Here is a 13,223-nt window from a genome sequence, read left to right on the forward strand (position 1 = left end):
ATACTCCACTTGAATACGGTCAGGAGCACTTCTAATGCATGTTTTAAGTAATCAGTCACCTTAAAAACCTGTATACACATAACAGTACTATTAGAGGGAAAGTTTCCTCCGATGTCAGGACGAAATTTTCCTTCTATCACTAATCCTTGATTTCACCTTATCAGCTAATTAGTTATCAAAACAGGTGGCTAGGTCACTACTTCAGCAAGTGGTTACCTTCTTAACCGGGAAACTTTCCTCCTATTTCTGAAAAAAAGAAAAACAAGCCTTTTTTGTACGGACGTACAGCAGTTGAGCCGGTTGTTTCACTTTGTTGTTACCTGAACCCGTTTGTCGGGTGAGGGCCGTTTGGTGATACGGCCTGATGAAGGGTATTTGCAAATAACTCCCTGAATTAACGAATCAAAAACTTCATTGCCATCTACACTAATGGCAGTGGCGCAGCAGTACGCGCATCTGCAACTAGCGTAGGGTTTTAAGGATGAAAAAGTATATTGCGGAACTGTTTGGTACTTTCTGGTTAGTGCTTGGCGGCTGTGGCAGCGCGGTACTGGCGGCAGCGTTTCCAGACGTGGGTATTGGCCTGTTAGGGGTATCGCTGGCATTTGGCCTAACCGTATTAACTATGGCGTATGCGATTGGCCATATATCTGGGTGTCACTTGAACCCGGCTGTGTCGATAGGTTTGTTTGTTGGCGGCCGTTTTCCAGCCAATGAATTGCTGCCTTACATTATTGCCCAAGTGGCTGGCGGCTTAATTGCAGGCGGTGTCTTGTTTGTGATTGCCAGTGGCGCGGCTGGGTTTGATGTGTCGGCTGGCTTTGCCTCCAATGGCTTTGGTGCCCATTCGCCCGGTGGATACTCTTTGGTTGCGGCCTTGGTTTGCGAAGTAGTGATGACCATGATGTTTCTGTTGGTGATCATGGGTTCAACCGATAAGCGTGCACCTGCTGGTATGGCGCCCATTGCTATTGGCTTGTGTCTGACCCTAATCCACTTAATCTCTATTCCTGTCACCAATACATCTGTTAACCCGGCCCGTAGCACAGGTGTGGCTCTGTATGTCGGTGATTGGGCGGTTAGTCAGCTATGGCTGTTCTGGGTTGCGCCAATTATCGGTGCTGCGCTGGGTGCATTTATCTATAAATTTATTGCTGACGAGGATAGTTGATCTGCTTTGATTTAGATCGGCGAGGCATCCAAAGAACCAATATAAAGGGCTCTAATTGAGCCCTTTATACTGTGTGTTAATTATTTAAAATAGCTGTAGCGCCAGACATCGTTGTCTACCCGCAGGTAGTTGTTGGGGTCACTGAAATCGAAGGTTTCTCGGTCTCCGCCAAAGGTATACAGGCTTTGGCGCTGTCCCCAATAGCCCTGTTTGTCGACGAGTACGTCAAAGTCGTATTTTATCTCATCGCCTGAAAGGGCGTTCCACGGCGTATCGTCTACTTGCTTCCAATCAGCCCCGTTGCGGCTAACCCAGATATCGTTTGGATTTTGTGGCAGGCCGAAACCGCCGAAACAAACAATGTGGTCATAAAGCACAGCACATTGATGACCAGGACGGGCAGACCATCCGGCATTAGCGGTCACCTGTTCCCAGTCTGTGCCGTTGCGGGTTCGCCATACATCGTTGTAGTAGGGCGGTTCACAGAAAGGCTGCGGTTGGCACAGGAATCCATCTTCACCGCCGAGCAGATAGATATAGCCATTTTTCACCAGGGCAACGGCACCGGAGCGAGGCGACCAAGGCGCGTCTTCTGTATGAAGTTTCCAGTGTTTACCGTTCTTTGAACTCCATACGTCATTGAAATAGATGCGTTGTGGGCCATTGGGTCCAACGATGGCTGAGTCATCGTTTTTAGAGCCAGCAAACACCCAGATACGGTTTCTAAATACCACGGCACTGAGCCCTGCACGGCCTTCCCATGGCGCGGCGTCGGTCATCTTTTTCCAGTTGATGCCGTCCTTGCTGCGCCAGACGTCGTTAAAGAATTCAGAGTTTGGAACTGGACCTTCGCATTCAGGTACAAAGGGAGGACAAGGTTCGAGCTTGAAGTTCTGGCCTCCCATCAGGTAGATGTAACGGTTTTTGGTGACGGCCTGAAAATAGGCGCGTGCTGGCCAGTGTTCCTGATCATTGGTGCCAAGTAGTTGATCCCAGGTAACGCCTTTGTTGTGACTGACCCAAACATCACCCCAGATCACGCTGTCGCCGGGAATAGGCGAGTTGTTCGGTGTTCGGCCGCCCATGATGTAGAAGCGCCGGCCAAGTTGAACAGCCTGTAATCCAGCCCTGGGTGACCAGCGAGCAGCGGCATTCACCTGACGCCAATGATACCGTTCAAAGGTAAGAATGGTTTGGTGGCCTTGTTTAACGATATGAGAAACGAGTTGAATAAGCAGGGCATTTGCGGCGGTTTGGTCGCCTTGCGCCTGGGCGGGTGCGCTGATGAGAGAAGATCCCACAAGCGCGAGAACGGACACTAGCGTGCGCAGAGAAGCCATAATTCAATACCTATCGTTTAGGCACTTCCCTATGACGGTAACTACATCTTGTTGTAGCTATGTCCCTGTAATTAAGACCCTGTAATCAGGGGTAAGGTTGCGTCTGGCTGTTCGGGGTCAACAGACCCGAGTACTGCTTCAAACAGTGTGGCTTTAATTAGGTTAAAAAATAGACAGGTAAAACTGAGATTGCCAGTAACCGAATGAAAAAATGCGCTTTTAATTGATATGGAAGGTGGCCGCTTATCGATACAGCTTGTGGCCGCAGTTTTACTGATGTTATTCGAGACTGTTTAAAGCCACTGTTTATCTGAGCCAGCTACTGTGTGGGCAGTAGCTGGCTGACCATTGATTTGGGTTAGGAGTCGTAACCATGGGGAAGCTTTTCTCCCGCTTCGATGGCGACGTCCAGTGACGGATCCCAGATGATAGGGCAGTTCCAGAAGGTACTGTGGGCACAGTTCAGATTGAAGGTGCGGTTGAAATCGACAACAAAGGTTTTGCTGCCATCTTTTGGCAGGTTCACGACCAACTCGCGACCCCCGCCGTAGGTGGTATCACCGTTGGTTTTGTCTTTAAACAGAAACAGCAGGTAATCCATCGGGGCTTTACCGTCACCATGATAGGCACTGAGTGACATCTCATCACCTTGGTATTCGAAAGTGACCTTACCGACTTTGACCAGGGTATTGGTCAGGCCCTGTACAGTTTGAAATGAAACCGTCTTGTGTTCTTTGGCAGGAATAAACTCACCCTCGACACGGGCGTCAAAGTTGTATTCGTAATAGTTGTGGCCTGCAAAGTTAACCACCTTTGCATGATTGGGATCGCGAATAAATGCGCGCAAGCCATTGTCATGCAGTTGGCCGGTCGTTACGAACAGGCTGTCATTTGGCAGGGGGTATTTTTGGTCACTGCTGAAAGGCGTGTATTTGCCTAAAGCTGAGATAAGTACGTTTTCGCCATCAAAGCTAAGCTGCAGGCGATCGTTAGGCGCGATCTGATACTCATCGTCCTGTTTGTACCAACGGATACTCTCTGACAGCGCGCTTAGGTCCAGCACTGCGTTGTCACCCGGACGCATATAAACCGCGTCGAGAATGTTAAGAAATGAGCGCTCCGGATCCCGGGTTTGTGCGTTCTCTGCTTCTACCCAAGCGGCCCATTCGTCGGCAGCTTTCAGTTGTTCTTCGGTAATGGTGGGCGAGCACGCGCTGATACTGATTACCGCCGAAAGGGAAGCTAACACTGCAACACTGCGATTCAACATCGTTTATCCGTTTCTAATATTTGTTTTATTTAAGCTAAATCATATTTTTAACGCTGACCAGTTAGAGAACCGCGCACTGTGATCTGATTTCAGTCCTATGCTTAAGGAGTGTATTGGTTGGATGTAGGTGTACCGTTATGAAATCGCACGATTTGAATGCGGTGATGAAAAAACAGGCGGACTGGGTCAGCGAAGATGGCGACGCTGAGTTCTGGATCCTTGACTCCATTGATGACGGCCGAGTTTGGATGGGTAGGTTCAAAGGAACATCGCCTTGGACATGCCACCCCGATGCTGACGCATTGATCCATCAGCTGGAAGGGGAGAGCGTGTTAACCGTGCGTGTTGCTGATACCAATACTCAGCAGGTCCTTAAACCTGGACAGATATTTGTAGTGCGCCGCCACCTCTGGTATCGGGTGGAATCAGGCGACTTGAGCCTTCAGTACGGCACCAGCCGCGGCGAAACCCTGCATTCAAAATTGCCAGAGCGCACACATTAAAGGCCAATATGCCTAAGTTTTAAGTCAGTAGCTTTGGATCGGCATCGGTCTGTTGCTCTGGGGCTGCTGATTTAAATGCATCCAGCTCGTTACATCGAGACCAGATCTCTTCAATGCGCGGGAATTTATCCAGCGGCACATGAAAACGCTTGGCGTTGTATACCTGCGGTATCAGGCAGATATCAGCCAGGGTAGGCGTATCGCCAACGGCAAACACACCACCCGTTTCGGCAATTTGATGCTCGATCGGCAAAAATCCCAAATGCATCCAGTGGGTCATCCACGCCAACTTTTTATCTGCATCAGCGTGATACTCACGGGTTAGATATTGCTGCACCCGCAGGTTGTTTAGTGGATGTGTCTCACAGCAAATATCCATCGCCAAGGCCCGACTTTGTGCGCGGTGAATAGGATCGGTCGGTAGTAGCGGCGGGTTGGGCGCTACCTCATCCAGGTATTCCATAATCGCCATCGATTGGCGCAGCACGCCGTCGGGGGTGGCTAGGGTTGGCACCAGCGAACTGGGGTTCAGATGCTGATACTGAGGTTTATGTTGCTGACCGCCATCTTTGACCAGGTGGATCGCCTCGGTGTGATAACTCAACCCCTTGAGGTTTAGCGCAATACGCACGCGATATGCAGCTGATGAGCGCCAATAGGAGTACAGTGTCAGTTCCATATTAATTACCTCTTTCTTTACTGCCGTACGTACCTACTTTATGCACCGGGGTATTGCTTAACGGTTTGCTCGATAGCACCGAACAGTGACTTGCCCTGTGGGTCGAACATTTCAATACGTACTTTGTCACCAAACGCCATAAACGGTGTGCTGGGTTTACCGTCGGCGATGGTTTCCAGCATGCGCTTTTCGGCAAGACAACTGGAGCCTGCACTGCGGTCATAGTTGCTGACGGTGCCTGAGCCAATAATAGTGCCTGAACCTAAAGGCCGACTTTTAGCTGCGTGTTCGACCAGTTGAGCGAAATCGAAAGTCATATCGACTCCCGCATTGGGTTGACCAAACAAGGTATTGTTAAGGTGGGTGGTCAGTGGCAGATGGACCTTGTTGTCGTGCCACGATTCACCGAGCTCATCGGGCGTAATAGCCACCGGTGAAAACGCACTCGAGGGTTTGCTTTGATAAAACCCAAATCCTTTTGCCAGCTCGCCGGGGATCAGGTTTCTAAGCGACACGTCGTTAACCAGCATCAGCAGCTTGATATGCTGACCGGCATCCTCACTGGTAATGCCCATTGCGACATCGTCAGTGATCACCGCTATCTCTGATTCAAAATCGATACCCCATTCGGTGCTGGCCATCGGAATATCATCTCGAGGGCCGATAAACTGGTCCGAGCCGCCCTGGTACATCAGCGGATCTGTCCAAAAGCTATCCGGCATCTCAGCGCCGCGGGCTTTGCGTACCAGCTCAACATGATTGACATAGGCGCTGCCATCGGCCCAGTGATAAGCTCGAGGCAGCGGCGATTCACAGGCGTTTTCAACAAAACTGAACGCCTCTGGCAGTTGCTTGTCGTTGAGTTGTTGGTAGACCTGTTGTAGCTCAGGTTCAGCGATCGCCCAGTTATCCAGTGCCTGCTGCATTGTCATGGCGATGTTTGTTACTGTGACGGCTTGCGTCAGATCCCGGCTAACAACCACCAGCTGGCCATCTCGGGTACCGTTTTTAAGTGTTGCTAGTTTCATTCAGTTCTCCCGCGTCTAGCCCAGTTCGTTGTGGTTGCGCCAGCTGTAGACATAATCAGGATTCTCCAACTCACAGGCTTTTGGTGAAACCTCCAGTGCGTCACGGGTGTCCACCATGACTGCGACTTCGTCGGTGAACTTGCGAGTGTATTCCTGACCCGCTTTATAGGCCTTAGGGTGGGGCCCATGTGGGAAGCCTGCCGGGTGCAGTGTTACCATGCCCTGGCCAATATTGTCCCTGCTGAAAAAGTCGCCTGCGTGATAGAACAAGACTTCATCAAAGTCGTCATTGCTGTGATAGAAGGGCACTTTTAAAGCGCCTGGGTCGCTCTCAATTGGGCGAGGCACAAAGGTGCAAACGACAAAACGCTTAGTCATAAAGGTGGTGTGTGCCGACGGGGGCAGGTGATAGCGATGACTCATCAGTGGGCGAATATCTCGCCAATTGAGTTTCACCACACTTAGATCACCGTGCCAGCCGACTGCATCCAGTGGGTTAAATGGGTAGGTGATCACCGAGATCTGCTGATGACGCTTGATATGCACTTGCCAGCGCTCTTCGTCCTGTTGTTCGAGGAACGCCTGGTCTATCTCCGGGGCTTTCAGTACGGCCGGGTCGAAGATTGCGTGACGGCCCACCATGCCTTTGTCAGGTAGCTGGTAGCTATCATCCGTGGCTTCAATCATCAGCAGGCGCATGGGGCGGCTGGGTGCCAGTCGCCACATGGTGCCGCGTGGGATCACCACGTAATCGCCTTCGGTAAGGCTCAAGTGGCCATAATCGCAGAACAGATCACCGTCGCCTTCATGCACGAAGAGTAGGTCGTCACCATCTGCATTACGTACCAGATTAACCATCGGCTGGGAGCAATCCCATAAGCGATATCGGCAATGGGCGTTATGCAACAGCGTCGGGGTTCGCCATGGACATGAAGGGGCGATATTGGTCAACTTTTGGAAGTTAAATGCACGAGGGCGTAGTGGGCCCTCCCAGGCCAGCCAGCCGGTAGGCGGGTGGCGATGGTTAATGTGACTTGCAGGACCGAAGAAACCATCTCTGCCTACTTCGCGTTCGTACAGGCCCTCTTCGGGGAAGTCAGCATGTGCCTGGTTAGAGCAATTGCCTTCAGTCCTTGGAAAGGTAATGGGCTTACTGGCCATCTTACTACTCCTCTTCGATCACGCCGCGGCGGATCTGATCCTCTTCAATGGATTCAAACAGCGCCTGGAAATTACCCTCGCCGAAACCTTCATTTCCTTTGCGCTGGATGATTTCGAAAAACACCGGACCGATGACGGTATCGGTAAAGATCTGCAGCAAAATGCCATCTTTTTCCGGTGCGCCGTCAATCAGAATGCGCAGCTGACGTAGGTGCTCTACATCCTCGCCGTGGCCAGGAACACGCTTGTCGACCTTTTCATAATAGGTATCTGGCGTGAACATGAAGTTGAGGCCACGATCCTTCAGGGTTTGCACTGTTTGATAGATATCATCTGTGGTCATGGCGATATGCTGAATGCCTTCGCCGTGATACTCGCGGATGAACTCTTCGATCTGAGATTTTTCATCCGATGATTCATTGATAGGGATGCGAATTTTGCCGCAAGGGGCGGTCATGGCGCGGCTTTTAAGCCCCGTGAGTTTGCCTTCGATATCGAAATAGCGGATCTCACGGAAGTTACCGATGTTTTCGTAGAAACCTGCCCATTTGTCCATATTGCCGCGCATGACGTTATGGGTCAGATGGTCCAGCTCATACAGACCAACCTGATGACCATCCATTCTGGTTTGCCAGTCAGGGTAGAAGTTGAAGTCGATATCGTAGATGGTGCTGTCGCCATAGCGGTCAACGAAATACAGCGTGCTTTTACCAATGCCATAGACCGCTGGGATCTTGAGCTCCATGGCGCCCAGATTACCAACATATTCGGTTGCGCCATTGTCCAGCGCGCGCTTAAGTGCGGCGCCTGCATCAGCCACACGAAACGCCATGCCACAAACACTGGGGCCGTGAATACGCGCAAACTGCTCAGCCTGAGAGCCCGGCTCGGCGTTAACGATAAAATTCAGATCGCCCTGTTTGTAGAGCCAGACCTCTTTCGATCTGTGTTTGGCAACTTCGGTAAAACCAAGGGACACAAACAACTTCTTTAATGAGTCTATGCCGTTGGCATCAGCGGCGGTGTATTCAACAAATTCAAAGCCGTCGGTGCCCAGCGGGTTGATGTTGGAATCGAGTACAGGGTTTACGTGGTTCATGGGAACTTCACCTCTAATTATTCGGGTGTTTTATTTTTCTGTTGATATAACAGTTAGAACCTAAGTTACGGTCATTTACGCCGTTACGTCCTGCGATTTGCTGAGAAGCTGAAGAAGGTGTTGTTGGTTAAATGGTAAACAATTCGTTACGTTAGATTTAAGTGGGTAAAGAGGCTTAATATCAGGGGGTTAGTAATCAATTCTTGTCAACATATACGGACAATGTGGCAAGCCAGCCTTTAAAATTGCGTGTCAGCATCTTGTCGGTATCACTCGCAAAGACAACTTAACTTCAAAGTTACGATGTGTTGGTTTGAACTGTCTGGGCGCAAAACTGTGAGTTTTGTTTAGGGGCAATGGCAAATGAGCGGTTGTGATGTTGATAAAGTGAGTTAGCATTGAAGGTGACGTAAGGAGTCATTTGATACTAAAGGGAATTTATTATGAAGTTTTATCCATACAATCATGTTTCTACCGATAACTTTAAGTGGTTACTCCTATTTGCTCGCGTGATCTGCGTGCTGGGTGTCACAGGGATTCTCATCCAACTCTTCTTCTCTACCTACACAGCATTTTTCGCGCCGACAGATTACCTGGTTACAGGTGATGCTAATAACCTGAACATGCAGCCCAGAGGCCATGGTCATGGTTTGAAAGCTTATCTTCAGAATCTGGGGTTTGTATTTTCCTGTATCTCGTTGATCTTCATCAGTGGTGTTATTGCGACGCTTGTTTCAATTGAGAGCAAGGTTTCAGGTTTCTCGCAAAAAAACATCGAAACATCAGATACATGTTATTTGTAAGTTAGGCTATTAGAAAGGATCTCTATGAAATCTAAAATTATGCTGTCGACTTTCGTATTGGTGGTTTTCCTGTTTGGTCTGGCTGGCGGCTTTTATGCTGGGGTCGTTGGTGGAGCGGCCAGCACGAGTGGCCAGTTGTACGCAGGTGCAAAAGAGATGCAGGTCGTTGCAAAGCTAATCGATAAGGCTGAATACGCCAAGGCTAAGGATGTGCTTTGTACTTCCTTAAAATTCCGCATTCAAGCATTAGCGCTTGTATCGCCCATTCAGCAGGCCTCGGAAAAACAAGAAATTGATAGGTTGGTAGCCTCTGTATTTGGTCTGCCATCGGAGCAAGCGACTGATGGACCCCCTCTTTGCGGCGATGCATTGTAAGTGTTGCTTAATTGCAAAAATATCCAGCGTAGAAGGGCTCTTAAGAAAAGAGCCCTTTATTACGTTTTCTTATCCATAAAACATAATAAATCATAGGGATAACATGCCTGTTTTGTGTAGGCAAAGTTTACACATCGATAAGACTAAACGGATTTTCTCCCTTTCAGATGTTTTTAACCCCTTTTAAAACAATAACTAAACTAGGCTGGTGTGGTTCCTGCTTATCCCTCAGCAGAGAAAGCCACGTTCCAATAAGAGGACAGGAAGTTTGAAATCACAACTCATTAAAAATATAGCTTTGGGAGCGGCCTTGACGCTTAGCGCTGCAAATGTATCAGCAGCGGTAATCTACGGAGACAGAGGCGTTTTCGAATCTCAACTGGGTGCTTTGATCACTGATGATTATTCGGCAGCGGGATATCTTGCTGGCGATAGTTTGGATTTAGCGACTTTCGATATCCATACCGATGGAAACATCAGTGCAGTATTGGGTGAAACTGATTACACCAGCACAGGCTTTGACGATAACAACCTGATCGTAAACCAAAGAGATGGTGATCCAGCGTATTGTGCTGGCTGCAACGGATCTTACGAACTGGGCTTTACCACGACCTCGATAGGTAATGCCGACGGCGTTTTTGGCGTCGGTCTTGATTTATTAGGCACGACTGAAGGCGTATTCGGTACAACCGCATTTGTTACCTTTGGTGATGGCTCAACAGCAAACTATGGATTGCCTGATCGTGTCGATACCTTTTGGGGTATCACTTCTGATCTGTTGATCAGCTCTATTCACTTTGGTCTTTTAGACGGTGCTGTAAACACTGATAACAGTGTGCAGCGCATGGGCCACGACAATCTGACAATAGGTGCAAAAGCGAGCGTGCCTGCTCCAGCTACGGTTGTGTTGTTAGGTTTGGCACTGATTGGATTGGCGTATCGCCGCCAGCGTTAACCCCGTCAAAAGTGGTTATGCAGAGCCCGGTAAAGCTAAAGGCTAACACCGGGCTTTTTTATAGTTGAAACTCAGCTGCCCCGATCTCAATTTAGTGTTTCCCGGTAAAAAATGTCAGATTTTTGAATGACGTAACGATCTGACAAAATCTTACGTTTTTTAATTTTTACTCATGCTAGCTTGATTCAAATTTCTCCGAAGCAATGGATAAATGCCCATGTCTGGTTTGAAGTCGATTACCCGGTTCACGCTATGTTTGTCTTTTGCCTCTGCCGTTGCGGCCCTAACAGGTTGCTCCAGCGGAAGCTCCGGTGGTACGTCGCAACCTATTTCTCAGGTGCAATACCTGCCATCTGAACAGCCACAGCTTCTGATCTCTTCAGAAGCAGGTGATGTCATGGTGACCCTGCTGGATGACGATATGGTGCATATTGCCTATCACGACGAACTCACCGCAGGACAACTCTTTTTCTCGCCTATGGTTGCGACCAGCGACTTCGGAGGCCCCGAAAGTTACCAATATGATGAATCTACTCAAACGCTGAGTTCAGCTTCGGTAAGTGTATCGATTGTTGACGGGTGTCTGCGCACAGTGGATTTAAGTGGCGATGAGCCTTTGACCTTAACTCAACTCTGTTTGCTGGAGCGAGGAGAGTCTCTGCAGGTTTCCATGTCGCAGGAGAGCTTCACACAGCTTTATGGTCTGGGGCAAAAGCTGGATTCATCGAATGAATATGCCAGCTGGATAGGTGAAGAGCGTTTTCCGGCCACACGCACGGGCAACGCGATGACTTACTCAGATATTGCGGCCTCTGGCGATACCCAGATCCCGGTCGGTTATGTATTGGGTGAGGGCACCGATAACTATGCTTTCTTCGTAGATACTCACTATCCATTAACCTTCGATTTCTCTGAGCCACAATGGACGATTTCAAGCAGTGATCCCTCTTTAGGTATGTTCCTTTTCACAGGCGACAACCTGAAACAACTGCGTAGCAAATACCTTGAGTTGACTGGGAAGCCACCGGTACCGCCACTTAAAGCGTTTGGCCTCTGGGTGTCTGAGTACGGTTATGACAACTGGGCGGAACTGGACAGCAAACTGGATACGTTAAAAGCTGCAGACTTTCCCATCGATGGTTTTGTGCTCGACCTGCAGTGGTTTGGTGGCATCAACAGTGGCTCTGAAAACACACAGATGGGTTCGCTGACCTGGGACCGAGCTGCGTTTCCAAATCCAGAGCAAAAGATGGCAGAACTCGCTGGTCAGAATATTGGCTTGGTACACATAGAAGAAAGCTATGTGGGTGCTGCATTGCCTGAGTTTCGTCAGTTAGCTGAAAAGCGCCAGTTGGCTATGGATTGTGAAGCGCCATGTATTGAAGCCAGTGTGTTGAGTTCCAACCCCTGGTGGGGGATTGGTGGCATGATCGACTGGACATCGGAATCAGCAAGGAAGGATTGGCATAACGACAAACGTGCGCCACTGATTGAAGATGGCTTTTTGGGGCATTGGACCGATCTGGGCGAGCCAGAACTATATGATTACAACAGCATTTATGCAGGTGTAACTTGGTATGGTGAGCAGCAAACCAGCCACCGCAGTGTCCACAACCTGCTTAACTTTTATTGGAGCCAGGGCATAGCTGACCATACGGCCGTATCTCACCCTGATCGTCGCCCATGGATCTTGAGTCGTTCTGGTACCGCAGGCAGTCAGCGTTTTGGTGTAGCTATGTGGTCAGGGGATGTAGCCAGCCGCTTCCTGTCATTGGAAGCCCAGATGCCGGCACAGACCAATATGAGTCTGTCCGGCTTTGACTATTACGGCTCTGATATTGGTGGTTTTCACCGTAACGGATTGCGCGGCTCCCGATTTGACGAGTTGTATACTCGCTGGTTTGCTACTGCAATCCTGATGGAAGTGCCGCTGCGTCCACACACTCAGAATTTATGTAACTGTGGCGAAACGGCGCCGGATAGGGCAGGAGACAGCAATAGTAATCTGGCTAACTTGCGTACGCGCTACAGCCTGACCCCTTATCTGTATAGCTTGGCACATCAGGCTTACACCGCAGGTGAAGCCATGTTCCCGCCTCTGGTTTATCACTTCCAGGAAGATGCGACTGCACGCAATGAAGATCGAACCAAGATGATAGGCGAGAGCCTGCTTTACACCGCCATCATTGATGATGAAGATCAGGTTTCGAGCTATCTGCCAGTGGGTCAGTGGGTTAACTACTATGACCGAAACGAAGTGGTTCAATCTAACGGTGCTGTTTATGACCGCGCGGTAGAAGTGGATGGCATTGTTCGCGCACCGTTATTCCTGAGAGCGGGCGCTATTGTACCAACGCTTGCCAATGACGTAGATAATCTGGGAGCCTTGCAAAGCGGGGATATCCAGTGGTTCGACGCACTCAATATTCTGGCGGTTGCGGATGAGCAAACACATGCCTTTACCTTGGTTGAAGACGACGGTTTGAGCCGTGGTTACGAACAGGGTCAAAAGGCCGAAACTAAGATTGAAACCCGCGTAGTAGCGAACGGTTATCAACTGCAGGTGATACCAAATTCAGTGGCTGCAGCGTCCTCTGCGACTCGTCAGTTAACGCTGACATTGGTATCGCCGGGTGCTACTTACAGCCAGGTAAGTGTTAATGGCAGTCTATTGTCACAAATTGCTCCTGAGAGCAGTGGTGCTGGTTGGTATTTGGAAGCCGGTGCCGTTGTGGTCAATGTGGGGTCTGTGGCGGTTGCTGACCAGCAAACCATCACTTTTGTCCGATAACTAATGTGAGATTAAAAAAGGCGAGCCATGGCTCGCCTTTTTTGTATT

Annotated in this window: 12 protein-coding genes; 6 read left to right on the forward strand and 6 right to left on the reverse strand. The window is 49.5% G+C overall.

Annotation, left to right across the window (positions count from 1 at the left end):
- Positions 1–481 precede the first annotated feature (481 nt).
- The gene (gene aqpZ / locus ABEA14_RS16420) at positions 482–1,171 is read left to right on the forward strand and encodes an aquaporin Z (RefSeq protein WP_345341474.1); all 690 of its coding nucleotides are present in this window, start codon (positions 482–484) and stop codon (positions 1,169–1,171) included.
- An 80-nt stretch (positions 1,172–1,251) separates the two neighbouring features.
- Here the strand turns inward: aqpZ and ABEA14_RS16425 are convergent, their stop codons facing one another.
- Complete coding sequence (locus ABEA14_RS16425) at positions 1,252–2,511, reverse strand: Kelch repeat-containing protein (protein WP_345341476.1); 1,260 nt, start codon at positions 2,509–2,511, stop codon at positions 1,252–1,254.
- A gap of 358 nt (positions 2,512–2,869) precedes the next feature.
- Positions 2,870–3,781 carry a DUF1684 domain-containing protein gene (locus tag ABEA14_RS16430; RefSeq protein ID WP_345341478.1) on the reverse strand — a complete coding sequence of 304 codons (912 nt, stop codon included), beginning with the start codon at positions 3,779–3,781 and terminating at the stop codon, positions 2,870–2,872.
- A 137-nt stretch (positions 3,782–3,918) separates the two neighbouring features.
- Between ABEA14_RS16430 and ABEA14_RS16435 the strand changes: the two genes are divergently transcribed.
- On the forward strand, positions 3,919–4,284 hold the full coding sequence (locus ABEA14_RS16435; protein ID WP_345341480.1) for a cupin domain-containing protein: 366 nt from the start codon (positions 3,919–3,921) through the stop codon (positions 4,282–4,284).
- Between the two features lie 19 nt (positions 4,285–4,303).
- On the opposite strand, the gene maiA is transcribed toward ABEA14_RS16435, so the two are convergent.
- From maiA to hppD, 4 genes are read right to left on the reverse strand one after another with little or no spacing between them, the layout of a single operon-like run.
- Entirely contained in the window at positions 4,304–4,957 is a 654-nt protein-coding gene (gene maiA / locus ABEA14_RS16440) for a maleylacetoacetate isomerase (RefSeq protein WP_345341557.1), read from the reverse strand.
- Between the two features lie 44 nt (positions 4,958–5,001).
- Positions 5,002–5,991 carry a fumarylacetoacetate hydrolase family protein gene (locus ABEA14_RS16445; RefSeq protein ID WP_345341482.1) on the reverse strand — a complete coding sequence of 330 codons (990 nt, stop codon included), beginning with the start codon at positions 5,989–5,991 and terminating at the stop codon, positions 5,002–5,004.
- A gap of 15 nt (positions 5,992–6,006) precedes the next feature.
- Positions 6,007–7,152: a homogentisate 1,2-dioxygenase gene (locus ABEA14_RS16450; protein WP_345341484.1), complete on the reverse strand. Its 1,146-nt coding sequence runs from the start codon at positions 7,150–7,152 to the stop codon at positions 6,007–6,009.
- A 4-nt stretch (positions 7,153–7,156) separates the two neighbouring features.
- Entirely contained in the window at positions 7,157–8,251 is a 1,095-nt protein-coding gene (hppD, locus tag ABEA14_RS16455) for a 4-hydroxyphenylpyruvate dioxygenase (RefSeq protein WP_345341486.1), read from the reverse strand.
- A 443-nt stretch (positions 8,252–8,694) separates the two neighbouring features.
- On the opposite strand from hppD, the gene ABEA14_RS16460 reads away from it, so the two are divergent.
- The 4 genes from ABEA14_RS16460 (at position 8,695) to ABEA14_RS16475 (ending at position 13,175) form a co-directional block, all read left to right on the forward strand.
- On the forward strand, positions 8,695–9,054 hold the full coding sequence (locus ABEA14_RS16460) for a hypothetical protein (protein WP_345341488.1): 360 nt from the start codon (positions 8,695–8,697) through the stop codon (positions 9,052–9,054).
- Positions 9,055–9,078: 24 nt separating this feature from the next.
- Complete coding sequence (locus tag ABEA14_RS16465) at positions 9,079–9,429, forward strand: hypothetical protein (RefSeq protein WP_345341490.1); 351 nt, start codon at positions 9,079–9,081, stop codon at positions 9,427–9,429.
- 310 nt (positions 9,430–9,739) lie between these two features.
- Positions 9,740–10,384: a PEP-CTERM sorting domain-containing protein gene (locus ABEA14_RS16470; protein ID WP_345341492.1), complete on the forward strand. Its 645-nt coding sequence runs from the start codon at positions 9,740–9,742 to the stop codon at positions 10,382–10,384.
- A 217-nt stretch (positions 10,385–10,601) separates the two neighbouring features.
- The gene (locus ABEA14_RS16475; protein ID WP_345341494.1) at positions 10,602–13,175 is read left to right on the forward strand and encodes a TIM-barrel domain-containing protein; all 2,574 of its coding nucleotides are present in this window, start codon (positions 10,602–10,604) and stop codon (positions 13,173–13,175) included.
- Positions 13,176–13,223: the final 48 nt, after the last annotated feature.

Origin of the sequence: Corallincola platygyrae, from assembly GCF_039544265.1 — a bacterium.
Taxonomy (GTDB): domain Bacteria; phylum Pseudomonadota; class Gammaproteobacteria; order Enterobacterales; family Neiellaceae; genus Corallincola; species Corallincola platygyrae.

Excerpts from the sequence above, each read along its gene's own strand:
- ABEA14_RS16445 (WP_345341482.1), bottom strand. The coding sequence starts at position 5,991 with ATGAAACTAGCAACACTTAAAAACGGTACCCGAGATGGCCAGCTGGTG.
- ABEA14_RS16435 (WP_345341480.1), top strand. The coding sequence starts at position 3,919 with ATGAAATCGCACGATTTGAATGCGGTGATGAAAAAACAGGCGGACTGG.
- aqpZ (WP_345341474.1), top strand. The coding sequence starts at position 482 with ATGAAAAAGTATATTGCGGAACTGTTTGGTACTTTCTGGTTAGTGCTT.
- hppD (WP_345341486.1), bottom strand. The coding sequence starts at position 8,251 with ATGAACCACGTAAACCCTGTACTCGATTCCAACATCAACCCGCTGGGC.
- ABEA14_RS16425 (WP_345341476.1), bottom strand. The coding sequence starts at position 2,511 with ATGGCTTCTCTGCGCACGCTAGTGTCCGTTCTCGCGCTTGTGGGATCT.
- ABEA14_RS16450 (WP_345341484.1), bottom strand. The coding sequence starts at position 7,152 with ATGGCCAGTAAGCCCATTACCTTTCCAAGGACTGAAGGCAATTGCTCT.
- ABEA14_RS16430 (WP_345341478.1), bottom strand. The coding sequence starts at position 3,781 with ATGTTGAATCGCAGTGTTGCAGTGTTAGCTTCCCTTTCGGCGGTAATC.
- ABEA14_RS16475 (WP_345341494.1), top strand. The coding sequence starts at position 10,602 with ATGTCTGGTTTGAAGTCGATTACCCGGTTCACGCTATGTTTGTCTTTT.
- ABEA14_RS16465 (WP_345341490.1), top strand. The coding sequence starts at position 9,079 with ATGAAATCTAAAATTATGCTGTCGACTTTCGTATTGGTGGTTTTCCTG.
- ABEA14_RS16460 (WP_345341488.1), top strand. The coding sequence starts at position 8,695 with ATGAAGTTTTATCCATACAATCATGTTTCTACCGATAACTTTAAGTGG.